Source organism: Vibrio sp. 1CM2L, assembly GCF_023161695.1.
Lineage (GTDB): Bacteria > Pseudomonadota > Gammaproteobacteria > Enterobacterales > Vibrionaceae > Vibrio > Vibrio coralliirubri.
The window spans coordinates 50,358-67,080 of sequence record NZ_JALNTT010000008.1; the positions used below are offsets into that span (position 1 = coordinate 50,358).

Consider the following 16,723-nt stretch of genomic DNA (forward strand, 5'->3'; position numbering starts at 1 on the left):
TCTTAATCTTTGTGTTACTGAGTTAAGCCTTTCATCTCGCTGTCCAATCGCGAGATTTGTGACCTAAATCGGTAGGTAAATCGTGAATGTGGTGTTGCCCGGCCAGCTTTCAACATCAATTTTCCCATTGTGTTGATCGATCAGGTTTTGAGAAATCGATAGCCCCAGCCCTGTTCCACCTTCTCGTCCGCTGACCATTGGGTAAAACAGGGTGTCTTTTAAATCATCGGGGATGCCCGGACCGTTATCGCTGATCTCAATACGAGCCGCGAGTTTGTGTCGTTGCCCGTGAATATTTGCTTGATGCACCGTTCTGGTGCGAATGGTGATTTTTCCAGAATCCTGAGTCTTTAGAATCTGCGCTGCATTGCTCACGATATTGAGCATCGCTTGTTCAACCTGTGCCGAATCCATCAAGATGTCCGGTAGGCTAGGGTCGTAATCCCTTTCGATGGCGAGCGTTGAACCCGATTCGAGCTCTACGAGCTGCCTAACTTTCTCAAGTATCTGATGAAGGTTCTCTTCTGATTTAGTTCCCGGCTTCTGAGGGCCAAGCAGACGGTCGACTAATGCTCTTAAGCGGTCGGCTTGCTCAATAATGATCTGTGTATATTCATTAAGAGACTGATCAGGAAGCATTTTCCCAAGTAACTGCGCCGCACCTCTTAAGCCACCTAGTGGATTTTTGATCTCATGCGCTAATCCGCGTACCAGCAGCTTAGCCGCTTGTTGTTGTGCATGTTGGTTGAGCTCTTGGCTAAGGCGTCTTTGCTGGTCTATCTTGCGCATCTCAACCAATAACAGCGTCTCTCGCTGCCAAGATATTGGGCTAACCGTGACTTCAAGCATCAGTGGGCGGTTATCAACAACGAAGGTAACGTCACTGTCGGTAATGCTCTGGCCACTTTGTAGCGGTTGCGTCAGAAGCGCCAAATCAAGTGAAGCGTGCTGGATAAGTTGGCTCAGTGGATGATCAACGATGCGTCGTGCGCTCTGTGAAAAGAGCTGCTCAGCCGCCGGATTGGCGTATCGGACATACAACTGCTCATCGAGCATCAATGTCGAAGTCACCATATTGTCGAGAATGGCGCTGGAAAGATGATGTGTATCTATGCTGTCGCTTTTGGCTGATCGATTCACTATTTCGTCCTTGAACTGGTGTTTTTCTCACTGCACCAAATTGGTGCGTAGCTAAGTTCAAGTATGGCGCATATCAAACAGAAGCTAAAGATAATTCATTAGAGTCGCTGAAAGCTGCTTCGATTAGGTGAAAAGTAGAGGTTATTTGGCCTCTTTTAACACATTGGCCTACTTGAGCGTCGCTCGATGTAAATACACGGTGACTGGACTAGTAGATGCAATAAGCTTGCCGCTTCTATGTGCTTGAATTGCAATGGTGTGAGTACCTCGATCGATACCTTTTAATTCCCAAATAGGTTGGGTCTGTGGGGCGCCATATCGACGGCCATCGAGCATCAATTGTAATTGCTCCCCGATACCAAGTTTTCGGTTGAGCTCTATCTGAATCGGGATTAAGCCGCGGTTGTTGCGAATGGTTTGATCATGAACTGGAGTCAGCATGGTGAGGGCTAATTGAGTGGGAACCTCACGCTCTGTGGCTTCTGCTTCTGCCTGAGTTTTAGCTGGCGTTGCCGTTTTAGTTGTAGAGGAAGCCGCGACGTCAACCGGAGTTGAGGCCTCAAATTTAGGGGCGGGTGCTGAAGCTTGCACATCTGGCAGGCGAAGAGCCTCGGCATCTTGAGCGCTAGGGTTATCACTAAAGTGGAGCACGCCATCTTCATCTACCCAGGTATACACCGTTTGAGCAGAGCACGAGAGCGCGACTGTTAACCCGATCAGGAACAGTATTTTTTTCATATCTTTAGCCTCTTTTCACCGCTAGGTGATTCACGTTTGGCGTTGGTTTTATTGTCTTTAGCGCGACAGCCTCTGAGGGCTTTTGTCTAAGGTATGGTACGAGGAAGCAGGGGGAGGGAGAATATAAAAAAGGCCCGCCTGCGAGGCGAGCCTAATATTTAGTCAGCGATTCTTACAAGGTTGCAGTAAGAAGTAGCTTATCTCTACAGGAGATTAAACTGAGTAGTACAGTTCAAACTCAAGTGGGTGTGTAGCCATGTTCACGCGTTGTACGTCGTCAGATTTCAGAGTGATGTAAGAATCGATGAAATCGTCAGAGAATACGCCGCCAGCTGTTAGGAACTCACGGTCTTCGCTAAGCGCTGCTAGAGCTTCTTGTAGAGATTCTGCAACTGTTGGGATTTCAGCTGCTTCTTCTGCAGGAAGGTCGTATAGATCTTTATCCATAGCTTCGCCTGGGTGAATCTTGTTCTTGATGCCGTCAAGGCCAGCCATAAGCATTGCTGAGTAGCATAGGTATGGGTTAGCTGCTGGGTCACCAAAACGTAGCTCGATACGACGTGCTTTAGGGCTTGGTACTACTGGGATACGGATAGAAGCAGAACGGTTACGTGCTGAGTAAGCAAGCATTACAGGTGCTTCGAAACCAGGTACAAGACGCTTGTACGAGTTAGTTGATGGGTTAGCAAACGCGTTGATTGCACGAGCGTGCTTGATTACACCACCGATGTAGTAAAGAGCCATTTCAGATAGGCCGCCGTACTTATCACCAGCAAACAGGTTAACGCCGTCTTTTGCTAGAGATTGGTGAACGTGCATACCAGAACCGTTGTCACCAACTAGTGGCTTAGGCATGAATGTCGCTGTTTTGCCAAATGCGTGAGCAACGTTGTGTACAACGTACTTGTAGATTTGAGTTTCATCAGCTTTCGCTGTTAGCGTGTTGAAGCGAGTTGCGATTTCGTTTTGACCCGCAGTTGCTACTTCGTGGTGGTGAGCTTCAACAACTAGGCCCATCTCTTCCATTACTAGACACATTGCTGAACGGATGTCTTGAGATGAATCTACTGGAGCTACTGGGAAGTAACCGCCTTTAACGCCAGGACGGTGACCTTTGTTACCGCCTTCGAAGTCAGAACCTGTGTTCCAAGCTGCTTCTACGTCATCGATCTTGAAGAAAGAACCAGACATGTCGTTTGAGAACTTAACGTCGTCAAATAGGAAGAACTCTGGCTCTGGACCAACTAGAACTGTGTCTGCGATACCTGTAGAACGTAGGTACTCTTCAGAACGTTTAGCGATAGAGCGTGGGTCACGGTCGTAGCCTTGCATTGTTGCAGGCTCTAGGATGTCACAACGGATGTTTAGCGTTGCGTCTTCTGTGAATGGGTCCAGTACAGCAGATGCTGCGTCTGGCATCATTACCATGTCAGATTCGTTAATGCCTTTCCAACCAGCTACTGAAGAGCCGTCAAACATTTTGCCTTCTTCGAAGAAGTCTGCATCAACTTGGTGAGAAGGAATAGAGATATGCTGCTCTTTACCTTTTGTATCAGTAAAACGTAAGTCGATAAATTTAACTTCGTTCTCTTGGATCAGGGATAGTACATTTTCTACTGACATCTTGGATAACCTCCAGTGTTATTAATTCGGTATTAGCTCGATTCGGTTGAAACTAGCATTGATTAATGTCTATAAGTGCATTAATCGATGCTGATTTATCTATTGCCAAAAACGTGCCAAAAAAATTATTCCATTAATTTCAATGATTTACTTGTTTTGCGATTTTGCTTAATCTGGTTTTTGCACCAAAATGATCTCTAGTTGCACCTTGTTGGTGCAATCGTTTGTCTGTGCACCAATATGAGACATAAGCGAGCACCATTCAGCAATGAATTGCCTAAGTTGTCAATCCACTTTTGTTATTTTGCGGGAGATTTGGCTCGCCACTCGCAGGTGATACTTTTTTAGAGTCCTACGAATTTGGCTGCTCAACACTGTACTGAATCAAAGTTAAGCGGATATGAATCGCTAATAAAGAAAAAAGCCTTGGTTCAGATCACATATTTCTGGGTTTTTGTCTAGAATCTGGTATATTATTGACCGTTTTTTAAATCAAGCTAGCGGTTATTATCCAAACTTTTGAGATAAGTGACGGCTACTTTTATGAGTGAATCGAGAATCCATGTCTACTCCACAGATTGATAAGTTAAGAAATATCGCGATCATCGCGCACGTTGACCACGGTAAAACGACTTTGGTTGATAAACTGCTACAACAGTCAGGCACTCTTGAGTCTCGTGGTGAAGCTGAAGAGCGTGTCATGGATTCGAATGACATCGAAAAAGAGCGTGGCATTACCATTCTTGCTAAGAACACAGCAATCAACTGGAATGATTACCGCATCAACATCGTAGATACTCCGGGACACGCGGACTTCGGTGGTGAAGTTGAGCGTATCATGTCTATGGTTGACTCTGTTCTGCTTATCGTTGACGCAGTTGACGGCCCAATGCCTCAAACTCGTTTCGTAACGCAAAAAGCATTCGCACACGGTCTTAAGCCAATCGTTGTAATCAACAAGATTGACCGCCCAGGCGCTCGTCCTGATTGGGTTATGGATCAAGTATTCGACCTTTTCGACAACCTAGGTGCTACTGATGAGCAACTAGACTTCACAGTTGTTTACGCCTCAGCTCTAAACGGTTGGGCAACAATGACTGAAGGCGAAACTGGCGAGAACATGGAACCATTGTTCCAAGCTGTTGTTGATACAGTAGACGCGCCTGCAGTTGACCTTGACGGTCCACTACAAATGCAAATTTCGCAACTTGATTACAGCTCTTACGTAGGTGTTATCGGTGTTGCTCGTGTTACTCGTGGTTCTGTTAAGCCAAACCAACAAGTAACTATCGTCAATGCAGAAGGCAAAAAACGTAACGGTAAAGTAGGTACAGTTCTTGGTTACCTAGGTCTTGACCGTCACGAAGTTGAGCAAGCTAACGCTGGCGACATCATTGCAATCACTGGTCTTGGTGAGCTGAAAATTTCAGACACTATCTGTGACGTAAACAATGTTGAAGCAATGACTCCGCTTTCTGTTGATGAACCAACAGTAACAATGACGTTCCAAGTAAACACTTCTCCGTTCGCGGGTAAAGAAGGTAAGTTCGTTACTTCACGTAACATCCTTGAGCGTCTAGAGAAAGAACTAGTACACAACGTTGCACTACGTGTTGAAGAAACTGATAACCCAGATCGTTTCCGTGTTTCAGGTCGTGGTGAACTTCACCTATCTATCCTGATCGAAAACATGCGTCGTGAAGGTTTCGAGCTAGCTGTATCTCGTCCAGAAGTTATCATCAAGAAAGACGAAGATGGCAACCTAACTGAACCGTTTGAAACTGTGACTATCGACGTGCTTGAAGAGCACCAAGGTGGCATCATGGAAAACATCGGTCTACGTAAAGGTGAGCTAACTGATATGTCTCCAGATGGCAAAGGCCGTGTTCGCATGGACTTCATGATGCCTTCTCGTGGTCTTATCGGTTTCCAAACTGAGTTCCTAACTCTAACGTCTGGTTCTGGTCTTCTTTACCACTCATTTGATCACTACGGTCCTCACAAAGGCGGCGTAATCGGTCAACGTAACAACGGTGTTCTAATCTCGAACGCAACTGGTAAAGCTCTGACTTACGCACTGTTCAACCTACAAGAACGTGGTCGTCTATTTGCTGAGCACGCGGATGAAGTATACGAAGGTCAAATCATCGGTATTCATAACCGTTCAAACGACCTAACAGTAAACTGTCTGAAAGGTAAGCAGCTAACGAACGTTCGTGCATCTGGTACTGATGAAGCACAGGTTCTTTCGCCACCTATCCGTCACACTCTAGAGCAAGCTCTTGAGTTCATCGACGAAGACGAACTAGTAGAAGTAACGCCAGTAAGCATTCGTATCCGTAAGAAGCTTCTTACTGAAAACGAACGTAAGCGTGCAGCACGTCCAGCTAAGGCTTAATTGCCAGCTGACTAGCTTCTAGCTGACAAGTAATAAAGAAAGCCCCGAGTAGCCTAGCTGCTCGGGGCTTTTGTTTTTTAGTTTGTTTAGATTCGAGTAAACGAGATGCGGGATAAGAAGAGCGTGTTTAGATTGGATATAGCCAGATACTAAGAGGGTGAGATCTTCGATATCTGTTCTCTTTCATCCATTTCTACTCATCGAATCGTCATTCCAGAATCGAGGGATGAGATATCTGGAACCTTTCTTTTACGGCATCCAAGAGATTCCCTATCACGCTCGTTCCTCACTGTAGGGAATGACGGTGGTCTGTTTAGATTCGAGTAAACGGGATGCGTGATACGAAGAGCGTATTCGATATCTATTTAGCGAATCGTCATTCCAGAATTGAGGAACGAAATATCTGGAATCTCTCTTAGATATACACTGGCAGCAGGCAAGATATGCTCACTAAGTTAGAGCGTAGCTTTGATTGCTAGCTGACTTTCAACGAATTGCACTCGTTCTGCTACCGACATAAATGGCACTTCAACCACCTCATAGCCAAGCTCTTGGTAGACTCTTACCAAAGCGTGGTGAATCTCTAACGCTTCCTCAAACGGATAAGGTCTCACATCATCTTGTACATAAATTGAAGCTTCGGGGCGACAGAACAAGGCTTGTGAGTGATAGCCTTGGCTTGCTTCTCGGTAGGTCGCATCTATCTCTAGACTAGCCTGAGTTAAGTAACCGCAGATATCTGGAATGGCACGATCGAGAAAGGCAATGGGATGCTGACTGGCTTGGTCTTTTTGTTCGCTCATGACGGTTAAACATAGGCGTGCAAAGCCCGGAAGGTCTAACCAAGGTAAGATACCGTTCTCAAGTTGGCTCTGCTGTTCGATTAACTCGCGAGAGGACTCTGCGAAGGTGGGGTAACCCGCATCACCCAAGGCATTGATCAGTGTGGTTTTTCCGGCGCCAGGGCCGCCAGTAATAATGATTGGGTTCATACGAGCTTATCTTTATTTGTGCCTACGGGCGTTATTTCTGGTTTAGTTGAGCAAGGAACTTATCCGATTCGGCGATCGCAGCATTCATCTGTTCTATTGCGTAGGCGATGTCTTTTTCTAAGCTCATAAACTCGCCCTGCAACGAACCAACGGCACTCGCATTGAGGTTATGCTTCAAGTAAAGCGTGTTGTCGCGAAGGGTATTGAGCACAGGGTCCATTTTCTTCTCGGCGCGCTTCATTGCTGACAGCATCGTTTGGTAAGACGATTTCGTTTCACGAAGTTTTTGCTCACTCGAGCGGCGCAGTGAATCACTGGTGTAGAGATCTAATTCACTCTGCCACTCTTCAAACAGCGCACCCGACACATCTTCAATCGCAGCAATGCGATCACTGACATTTTGCGCGGCTTTCTCGCTGTCTTGGTATTTATCATTAATCTTGTTGTACATGTCTTCAAGGTCGCCGCCACTGAAATTAGTCAGGCTACTCAAGGCTTCAAGTGCGCTGGTAAACTCTTCCTGAGCATCCTGCTGCGACTCTTTAGCGTCTTCCACTCTATCGACTATAATGTCACGCTTGTGGTAACCCACTTGCTCCATTGCGGAGTAATAAGCTGATTGGCATCCAGTAAGAGTAAAAATAGAGAGGACTATAACTATTAAATAAGGCATCCTAGTTTCCTATAGTTAAATAATATCAATCGTAGTAAATAACTGCTCAACCTAGCTTGTTAAAACACTCGATAACTTCGTTAGAATTTTTGATTGTAGAATAACTACTTATCGAAAAATCCTGCCTCGTTCTCAAGCCTTTTTCCTACGCTATTTTTGAACATTTTCTTACTGTGATTGATATGTCGGAATATTAATTAGGACTATGAACGAGTTACAAGGGAGTTACAAGTTGAAGATAAAAAAGGTCGCCACACTCAGTATTCAGTTTTCTCGCTATCTTTTGGCGCGGATGACGCACGATAGAGTCAATGTGAATGCGGGCTACTTGGCGTACATTACCTTGCTCTCGATCGTACCGATGCTGACGGTTCTGCTCTCTATCTTGTCGTCATTCTCCATCTTTGCTGATGTTGGCATCGTGATTCAAAACTTCGTCATTACCAACTTTGTTCCCGCGTCTGGGGATGCCGTACACGGTGCCTTGTTAGAGTTCGTTGCCAATACCGGAAAAATGACGGCGGTGGGTAGTGTGTTCTTATTCATTGCAGCGCTGATGCTGATCTCTAATATTGATAAGAACTTAAACTACATCTGGCGTGTCGACGAGAAGCGACGTGCAGTGCTGTCTTTCTCTATGTACTGGATGGTGCTCACGCTTGGACCTATTTTAGTTGGGGCGAGCATTGCAGCTACTTCTTATGTGACATCATTGAGCTTGCTGCAAAACGAAGTGGTGTCTGGCGCCTTTAATACCGTGATTCGCAAACTTCCTTTGATTCTCTCTTTCTTTGCGTTTTTCGGTCTTTATCTGTTGGTTCCCAACAAAAAGATACACTTTTCTCATGCGGCTGCAGGTTCTCTAGTGGCGGCTCTGTTGTTCGAACTCAGTAAGAAAGGCTTCGCGGCCTACATTACTCAATTCCCTTCTTACCAGTTGATTTATGGCGCATTGGCGGCAATACCAATTCTTTTTGTGTGGGTTTATTTGTGCTGGTTGATTGTGCTGGTGGGTGCTGAGGTGACTGCTGCATTGGGTGAGCAGGAACAGTGGAGTGACTCGAAAGAAATGGTACACTCGTCGGATAAAGACAAAATCACAGAGCAAGGAAACAACAGTGATAGCACTGATCCAGAGAGTAAGTGAAGCTGCCGTCCGTGTTGATGGCGAAGTAGTTGGTGAGATTGAGCAAGGCTTATTGGTTCTGTTAGGCGTAGAAAAAGGTGATGACGAAGCCAAAGCCAAACGTTTGATGGAACGAGTGACCACTTATCGTGTCTTTGGAGATGAAGACGATAAAATGAACCTCAACGTGAAGCAGGTAGAAGGTAAGGTATTAGTGGTGTCTCAATTCACTCTGCCAGCCGATACCAAGAAAGGAACACGAGCAGGATTTTCTCGTGGTGCTCACCCAGAAGATGCTGAGCGTCTTTACAATTATTTCTCTGACCAGTGTGAATCAGTGTTGCCAACGGAACGTGGCCGATTCGCAGCCGACATGAAAGTGTCTTTGGTAAATGATGGCCCAGTGACATTCTGGCTGCAGGTTTAGGCTTAAAGGAATAAGCATGTTTAAACTCATAACACCAACCACCGAAAATCAGCTAAACAAGTATTACCATTTTCGTTGGCAGATGCTCCGTGAACCTTGGCGAATGCCGGTAGGTTCTGAGCGCGATGAATATGACCCAATGAGTCACCATCGCATGATTGTTGATGGTCGTGGTCGCCCGATGGCGATTGGTCGTCTGTATATCACCCCAGATCTGGAAGGTCAGATCCGCTATATGGCGGTGAAGAAATCTCGCCAAAGTAAAGGCATGGGTTCGTTGATTCTAGTCGCACTTGAGTCATTGGCTCGCCAAGAGGGTGCTAAGCGCTTGGTGTGTAATGCACGCGAAGATGCGATCTCATTCTATGAGAAGAATGAATTTGAACGTCGCGGTGAGATTAACGATCAACGTGGCCCTGTGCGTCACCAACAGATGGTTAAGCATCTTGACCCAATGGCAGACGTTCTACGCAAGCCTGAGTGGTGTAATGAGCTTCAGCAGCGCTGGGAACATCAGATCCCGATCAGCGACAAGATGGGCATCAAGATCAACCAATACACGGGTTACCAATTTGAGTGTAGTGCTCAGCTGAATCCCAACTTGAACCCGCATAATACCATGTTTGCAGGCTCTGCCTTTACTTTAGCGACCTTAACTGGTTGGGGGATGACTTGGTTATTGATGAAAGAACGCGGGCTGACCGGTGATATCGTGCTGGCAGACAGTAATATTCGTTATCGTCACCCGGTTGAGCAAAACCCTGTTGCCTCTACTTCATTGGATGGGATCAGTGGCGACTTGGACCGCCTTGCGTCAGGAAGAAAGGCACGTATCATCATTCACGTGATCATTCATAGCGGCGATGTGGAAGCGGTAGAGTTTACGGGAACCTATATGCTGATCCCTGACTACAAAAAGGTACTCTCGACAGATACCAATGTGAGCGAATAGCTAACACCGGTAATACTGGCGATATTGACTGAAAGCGCTACTCCTGAGGAGTGGCGCTTTTTTGTTGGCAGTCGTTAATCTCCGAATACTCAGCTTGGGTTAGCTTTCCTGAGATTTGATGACATGGGTCCGATAGGGTAATCGAGAGGGTGTGTTGCTCGGCTTTCAGCAAGTCGAGTTCTCCAGAAGCCTCGCCATTGAGTGTTTGAACCCTTTGTTCGCCTTGCTCTGCTGCTGATGCACCAATAATGTGCATCGGTTCGAGAGTGAAGCGCCCACGGTCAAAATGCGCATTAAGCTCTGGGATTTCAAACACGTTATCAGTCGATGTTTCAGAAAGCTTGTCATTAAAGGTCATCACACCCTGGCGAACGCTGCCAGCGAGTTGCCCTGTGGTTGAGTAACCGAGCATCAGTGAGTCGCCATATAAACCTGCGGCTTGAAGTTCAAACTCGCCATACCCGGTTGCATCGAGCGGTAATTCAAGTCGCTGCAGCATAGGCGCAATGGGTAACCCATCGGCAGAAATATCTAAGCTCCATGGCTTGCTGATTTGGTTAAAATCGAGCGTTGCATTGGCTTCAATGTAGCCATTCCTGAGTGGTGCAAACAGACGTGTCAGCGTCCATTTTCCTTGTTCGCTATTCATCTCAACCACAGGCTGTGCGCTGAGAATATTTTGATAGCTGGCATCATTGGCGCTCGCCATCAGCTTCCCTTGCCACAGGCCTAGCTTTCTATCCTGTAGCAGCTGGACTTGATGCCCCTCGACATGTAATCCAGAGACCTGCCAGTAAGGTTGTTGTGCGAGTTGGATAAGTTGGCTGCGTTCTATGTTAAGTCGGTTAATCTCGACGTTCTGGAGTTGTGTAAGCCAAGGTATTAGTCGAGCTACGACTAGAGGGCTATCTTGGCTTTCGGTAATCCACTTGATCCCTTGCAGGTCGAGCTGCGCTAATTCAATATTGCTAGGGGTGACTTCGCCATTGAGCTGAACAGTGCCTTGTAGGAATTGAGTATAGAAATCCTCAATCAGAATCCGGTTTGCTTCTAGGTTGAGCTTTAGGCTTGGCTCGATGAACATGTCATCATCAATGGTCACTCCTTCTGCCTGCAGAGAGAAAATGGCTTTCTGCTGCTTCCAGATTTCAAAAGACAGTTGGATATTTTCGAGTGAGGCATCAAAGGCAGCGAGGTGGCCATCTTGCCACTCTACGTCGCTGCGTAGAATATCTAAGCTATTGATGTGATTGATCTGAATACCTGCCACATCCCACTCTTTGCTTAGTAGGCTTTGAGTCTGTTCCTGATTGAGTCGTAAGCCATCGACGGTCACATTCACTAACGACCAATCTTGTTGATACTGCTCTGCTTGGCCGGATATCTTGGCGCCACGCCAGTCAAACGACGCACCATAAAGGGTGCTGTCACTTGGCTTGAGGTCTAGGTCAATCAACAGGTTATCGAATGCTTCACCTTGCCAATACAGTTGTGAGGCAGAGAGTTGGGTTTTTCCATAAGGGAGAAGTGAGCTGTCGTTGTGCCACGTTGGGTCGGAGACCTGCAGGTCGATGCCTCGCGCATTAAACTCTGGCGTCGAAAAGTCGAGGTTGTTGATGGCCAGCTGGTGGAGCTTGATGCCTGGTTGGGTAAATAAAGAAGTCAGCGTTTTTAGATCGTCTGCCTCTAACTGCAGGCCACTGATCAAAACAGAGTCAAAGACCAGTTTGGTTTCTGTCATCGAGGTGGGGCTGAACCAAAGATCGATCTTGTCGATATACAGAGGTGTCTGCTTTTCTGGTTGGTTTTGGGTAATGCCCATTAAGGTGATGTGATAAGGCGCCTGATACTCAACATCTTCAATGAGTACAGGTTGTTCAATCGTATGTTTGATAAAAAAGTTAGCAACATCCGCACGGTATTGGGTCTGCAGGCTTAATAGCAACGCTGCGATAGTTACAACGGCGATAGCCAACACAATGCCGAACACCATGAATACCTTTTTCATTCCCTGAGAGCCTTAAATTTCAATAGTCTCAAAACAGAGTGGAACAAAAAGGGGCAAGCAGCAACAAAAAAGCCCCTCAAAAGAGGGGCTTGCTACAAAAATATCACTTTAAATTGGGCGTTCGCTTTTGGCTAAGCCCGAGCAGATGATTGGGTTAGTCCAGTTGAGGGCCAGCCGCAACCAGTGATTTACCTTCAGCGTTGTCAGTGTACTTATCAAAGTTGTTGATGAAGCGCTCTGCTAGATCTTTCGCTTTGCTTTCCCATTGTAGAGGGTCAGTGTACGTATCGCGTGGGTCAAGGATCGCTGGGTCAACATCGTGCAGCGCTAGCGGTACTTCTAGGTTAAACATAGGGATAACCTTAGTCTCAGCGTTGTCGATTGAGCCATCTAGGATAGCGTCGATGATGCCGCGAGTATCTTGGATAGAGATACGTTTACCAGTACCGTTCCAACCTGTGTTCACTAGGTAAGCTTCAGCGCCAGCCGCCTCCATACGCTTCACAAGCACTTCAGCGTACTGAGTTGGGTGAAGAGTTAAGAATGCCGCACCAAATGCCGCAGAGAACGTTGGTGTTGGTTCAGTAATACCACGCTCAGTGCCCGCTAGTTTCGCAGTGAAGCCAGATAGGAAGTGGTACTTCGTTTGCTCTGGAGTCAGTTTAGAAACGGGTGGTAGTACACCGAATGCATCAGCAGTCAGGAAGATAACCTTTTGAGCATGACCGGCTTTTGATACTGGCTTAACGATGTTGTCGATGTGGTGAATTGGGTAAGAAACACGAGTGTTCTCAGTTTTTGAACCGTCATCAAAATCGATAGAACCATCACCACGAACCGTTACGTTTTCTAGTAGTGCATCACGACGGATAGCATTGTAGATTTCAGGTTCTGCTTCTTTAGATAGACGAATAGTCTTCGCGTAACAACCACCTTCGAAGTTGAAGATGCCATCGTCGTCCCAACCGTGCTCATCATCACCGATTAGCTCACGCTTAGGATCGGTTGAAAGCGTTGTTTTACCTGTACCAGATAGACCGAAGAAGATGGCTACATCGCCTTTCTCGCCAACGTTTGCACTACAGTGCATTGAAGCAATGCCTTGCAGAGGAAGCAGGTAGTTCATCATTGCGAACATGCCTTTCTTCATCTCACCGCCGTACCAAGTACCACCGATGATTTGAACGCGCTCTGTTAGGTTGAAAGCAACGAAGTTTTCAGAGTTTAGCCCCTGCTTTTCCCAGTTAGGGTTGGTTGTTTTAGCACCGTTCATTACCACGAAATCAGGTTCGAACGTTGCTAGCTCTTCGTCAGTTGGACGAATGAACATGTTCTTAACGAAGTGCGCTTGCCACGCTACTTCAGTGATAATACGTACACTTAAGCGCGTATCAGGGTTAGCACCACAATAACCGTCGATGACAAACAGGCGCTTGCCAGATAGCTGAGTTGTCACAAGCTCTTTCAGCTCATTCCATACTTCAGTTGTAATCGGTTTGTTGTCATTTTTGCCTTGATCTGACCACCACATGGTATCGCGGGTCGTGTCATCTTTAACAATGTACTTATCTTTTGGTGAGCGGCCAGTAAAGATACCAGTGTCTACCGCAACAGAGCCTAGTTCCGTTACTACGCCTTTTTCGTAGCCTTCCAAACCTGGCAGTGTTTCTTCAACGAATAACTGCTCGTAGCTAGGATTACGAAGAACTTCAGTAACGCCAGTCAGTCCGTGCTTAGTTAGATCAATTTGTGCAGCCTTTGTATGTTCCATAACGGTCATAGGTGCTCCTTGTAGGATATTTTGTAGGGATTTTGTATTAATTTTTTATTGTTATCTGCTCACCATGCTAGCAACGAGACTCGGGGGAAACAGGGATACAGCTCAAAAAATATCCATATTAACCATGGGGTTTTAAGCGCCTCGTCACATATTGGCCCAACTAGTCTATCCTGTACGCAAACCTTTGCGCTAGGGGCGAGAACATTATTAATTGATTAAAATTAAGCGGTGATTTTATTACGAGATGTTACGGAGTTTGCGCTATTTTGATCACAAAAAAGGCCAGCTGAGTGCTGACCTTTTTGGGGTAAATTACGTGTTTTTGGTACGCCGTAAATTAATGAACCGTATTGCTGCCTTTATCTGCTGCTTCTGCGTACAGTGCATCAACATCATTCTTGTCGAACGAGTAGTTTGTGCCACAGTAATCGCAGTGTAGACCAACGCTTCCTTCGGTGCTTAGGATGTCGTAGATCTCTTCTTGAGCAACGGTAATGATTGCTGCTGCGCTTCGATCGCGTGAACAGCCACAGAAGAATTCAACCGGTTGTGGTGTGAATAGCTGCACTTTCTCTTGGTTGTACAAACGATAAAGTAGCTCGTTCGCTTCTAGAGTGAATAGCTCTTCGTTTTTCACAGTGTCTGTTAGTTGCTCTAGGTGTTCGAAGTCGTCTGGAGTACCAGTACCATCAGGCATTACTTGTAGCAACATACCTGCAGCGTGTGCTTTGCCTTCATGCTCACCAGTGCGCAGCCATAGGCGAGTCTTAAGCTGTTCAGAGTTAGCGAAGTAGCCTTCAAGCACTTGTGCAAGCGTGTCACCTTCAAGACCAACGATACCTTGGTAACGCTCACCTTTCTTAGGATCAATGGTGATCACTAGGTGACCTTTACCCATTAGGTCGTGTAGACCAGCGTCGTCTGCGATATCGCCTTCAAAGCGAGCAACACCACGGATCTTCTGATCGTGATCGCCATTGATAACTGCTAGAGATACTGGGCCGTCACCTTGCAATTGCATCGTGATAGAACCTTCAAACTTTAGGGTCGCAGTTAATAGCGTTGTTGATACCAATAGCTCACCCAGTAGCTTTTGCACTGGTGCTGGGTATTCCTTGCTAGAAATAATTTGTTGGTATGCTTCATCCATTTGTACCAATTCACCACGTACTGATAGGTCTTCAAATAGGTAGCGATTTAAAACATTGTTGGCCATTTGGCTATTCCTTCTAGCTTATTGATGCTTGAACTTGATGATGTCACGACGTTGCTTCTTATCAGGGCGACGCTCTGGAGCTGGGTTATGAGCATTCAGTTTACGCTGTGTCGCAAACTCTTCTCTTTTTGCCAAGCTCTCAGTGGTTTCTTCATAGAGGGTTTGAGCGATCGGAGCTCCACCACGATGGGCTGAGATTTTCTCGATCGTTACCGTCTTTTCTTCATTACCTTGGCGCAGTGTAATCACAGCCCCAAGTTCGACAATTTTACTTGGCTTGCTGCGCTGACCATTATAGTGGACTTTACCACCATCGACCATGTTGCGAGCAATAGACCGGGTTTTGTAAAAACGAGCTGCCCACAACCATTTATCGAGTCTGACAGCTTCATTAGCAGTTTTCATATAGGGCTGTGCCTTATTAAGTGAGAAATGAATGCGGTTTAACTGTAATGAACAGTGCGCAACATGTTTTTGATGATGCTTATCACATTAAGTAGAAGCTTAAAGTGGAGGCGGTTGGCATTTTTTTCAAGTCATAATACAAAATAGCCATGTTATGCCGATTTATCGATTTGCTATGATATAGTTCAGGATCTTATTGCTTAAATAAGCTTGGTATCGAACGAATGAATAAAAAAGCTGAAAGTTTAATGATTTGCAGCGTTTGTCGTCATGAAAAGGGACTAGGAAAGTGAACTTTTTAGAGCTCAAAAATCGCGTAGGGAATTCTCCTATGTTGAGCCGCTTATTAGAGAATGGATTTGTACTTCAGCAGAAACTAAGCTTAGCGACCTGTTGTGTATTGATTGCAGCTTCCGCATGGATCTTAGGACAGCTTGCATGGTTTATCGAACCTGCCGAGCAAACTGTCGCGCCTTGGGCAGCAACGGCTTCATCATCTTCAGCACCTCAATCGACCCTTGATATCTCTTCTTTGCAGCAGAGCAACATGTTTGGTGCTTATAACCCAAGCACGCCGGCTGTGGTTGAACAGCAAGTTATCCAAGATGCGCCTAAGACGCGATTAAACCTCGTTTTAGTGGGTGCAGTAGCAAGCTCGAATCCAAAACTGAGCTTAGCGGTGATTGCCAATCGCGGTACACAAGCGACTTACGGAATTAACGAAGAAATTGAAGGCACCCGAGCTAAGTTAAAAGCGGTATTAATCGATCGCGTGATCATTGATAACTCAGGACGAGACGAAACCTTGATGCTTGAAGGTATCGAGTACAAGCGTCTGGCCGTATCAGCGCCTGCGCCACCTCGTAGCTCTTCTTCAGTTCGTGGTAACAACCCGGCTTCTGCAGAAGAGAAGCTTGATGAAATTAAAGCGAAGATAATGAAAGATCCGCAACAAATCTTCCAATATGTTCGACTGTCTCAGGTGAAGCGCGATGATAGCGTTATTGGTTATCGTGTGAGCCCTGGCAAAGATTCAGAACTTTTTAACTCAGTAGGGCTCCAAAACGGAGATATTGCTACTCAGTTAAATGGTCAAGACCTGACTGACCCCGCCGCTATGGGCAACATATTCCGTTCTATCTCAGAGCTGACAGAGCTAAACCTCGTCGTAGAGAGAGATGGTCAACAACATGAAGTGTTTATTGAATTTTAAAACTTTGCGTCTAACGAAGGACGAAAGTGTAG

Annotated in this window: 14 protein-coding genes; 5 read left to right on the forward strand and 9 right to left on the reverse strand. The window is 46.1% G+C overall.

Annotation, left to right across the window (positions count from 1 at the left end):
- Window positions 1-63: 63 nt before the first annotated feature.
- From glnL to glnA, 3 genes are all read right to left on the reverse strand, one after another.
- The gene (glnL, locus tag MSG34_RS20785) at window positions 64-1,140 is read right to left on the reverse strand and encodes a nitrogen regulation protein NR(II) (RefSeq protein ID WP_019826501.1); all 1,077 of its coding nucleotides are present in this window, start codon (window positions 1,138-1,140) and stop codon (window positions 64-66) included.
- Window positions 1,141-1,308: 168 nt separating this feature from the next.
- Complete coding sequence (locus MSG34_RS20790) at window positions 1,309-1,878, reverse strand: DUF4124 domain-containing protein (protein WP_248339235.1); 570 nt, start codon at window positions 1,876-1,878, stop codon at window positions 1,309-1,311.
- Window positions 1,879-2,091: 213 nt separating this feature from the next.
- Entirely contained in the window at window positions 2,092-3,501 is a 1,410-nt protein-coding gene (gene glnA, locus MSG34_RS20795) for a glutamate--ammonia ligase (RefSeq protein WP_017059221.1), read from the reverse strand.
- Window positions 3,502-4,063: 562 nt separating this feature from the next.
- Between glnA and typA the strand changes: the two genes are divergently transcribed.
- Window positions 4,064-5,899 carry a translational GTPase TypA gene (typA, locus tag MSG34_RS20800; protein ID WP_017059220.1) on the forward strand — a complete coding sequence of 612 codons (1,836 nt, stop codon included), beginning with the start codon at window positions 4,064-4,066 and terminating at the stop codon, window positions 5,897-5,899.
- 455 nt (window positions 5,900-6,354) lie between these two features.
- Here the strand turns inward: typA and MSG34_RS20805 are convergent, their stop codons facing one another.
- Window positions 6,355-6,891 carry an AAA family ATPase gene (locus MSG34_RS20805; protein ID WP_248339237.1) on the reverse strand — a complete coding sequence of 179 codons (537 nt, stop codon included), beginning with the start codon at window positions 6,889-6,891 and terminating at the stop codon, window positions 6,355-6,357.
- Between the two features lie 31 nt (window positions 6,892-6,922).
- Complete coding sequence (locus MSG34_RS20810; RefSeq protein ID WP_248339238.1) at window positions 6,923-7,564, reverse strand: DUF2959 domain-containing protein; 642 nt, start codon at window positions 7,562-7,564, stop codon at window positions 6,923-6,925.
- Between the two features lie 205 nt (window positions 7,565-7,769).
- Between MSG34_RS20810 and MSG34_RS20815 the strand changes: the two genes are divergently transcribed.
- From MSG34_RS20815 to MSG34_RS20825, 3 genes are read left to right on the forward strand one after another with little or no spacing between them, the layout of a single operon-like run.
- Entirely contained in the window at window positions 7,770-8,711 is a 942-nt protein-coding gene (locus MSG34_RS20815) for a virulence factor BrkB family protein (protein WP_019826491.1), read from the forward strand.
- Window positions 8,683-9,117: a D-aminoacyl-tRNA deacylase gene (gene dtd / locus MSG34_RS20820; RefSeq protein ID WP_004735590.1), complete on the forward strand. Its 435-nt coding sequence runs from the start codon at window positions 8,683-8,685 to the stop codon at window positions 9,115-9,117. Before MSG34_RS20815 ends, dtd begins: the two co-directional genes overlap by 29 nt.
- Window positions 9,118-9,133: 16 nt before the next feature.
- Window positions 9,134-10,069: a bifunctional GNAT family N-acetyltransferase/hotdog fold thioesterase gene (locus tag MSG34_RS20825; RefSeq protein ID WP_248339239.1), complete on the forward strand. Its 936-nt coding sequence runs from the start codon at window positions 9,134-9,136 to the stop codon at window positions 10,067-10,069.
- Between the two features lie 37 nt (window positions 10,070-10,106).
- On the opposite strand, the gene MSG34_RS20830 is transcribed toward MSG34_RS20825, so the two are convergent.
- The 4 genes from MSG34_RS20830 to hslR all read right to left on the reverse strand — a co-directional run bounded on the left by MSG34_RS20830 (window position 10,107) and on the right by hslR (window position 15,478).
- Entirely contained in the window at window positions 10,107-12,077 is a 1,971-nt protein-coding gene (locus MSG34_RS20830; RefSeq protein WP_248339240.1) for an AsmA family protein, read from the reverse strand.
- 154 nt (window positions 12,078-12,231) lie between these two features.
- The gene (pckA, locus tag MSG34_RS20835; protein WP_017062492.1) at window positions 12,232-13,857 is read right to left on the reverse strand and encodes a phosphoenolpyruvate carboxykinase (ATP); all 1,626 of its coding nucleotides are present in this window, start codon (window positions 13,855-13,857) and stop codon (window positions 12,232-12,234) included.
- Window positions 13,858-14,194: 337 nt separating this feature from the next.
- Entirely contained in the window at window positions 14,195-15,073 is an 879-nt protein-coding gene (gene hslO / locus MSG34_RS20840; protein ID WP_050619713.1) for an Hsp33 family molecular chaperone HslO, read from the reverse strand.
- 18 nt (window positions 15,074-15,091) lie between these two features.
- A complete protein-coding gene (gene hslR, locus MSG34_RS20845; protein ID WP_048607611.1) occupies window positions 15,092-15,478 on the reverse strand; it encodes a ribosome-associated heat shock protein Hsp15 in 387 nt (128 codons plus the stop codon).
- A gap of 331 nt (window positions 15,479-15,809) precedes the next feature.
- Here hslR and gspC point away from each other — a divergent pair, with 331 nt between their 5' ends.
- A complete protein-coding gene (gene gspC, locus MSG34_RS20850) occupies window positions 15,810-16,691 on the forward strand; it encodes a type II secretion system protein GspC (protein ID WP_048607614.1) in 882 nt (293 codons plus the stop codon).
- Window positions 16,692-16,723 lie beyond the last annotated feature (32 nt).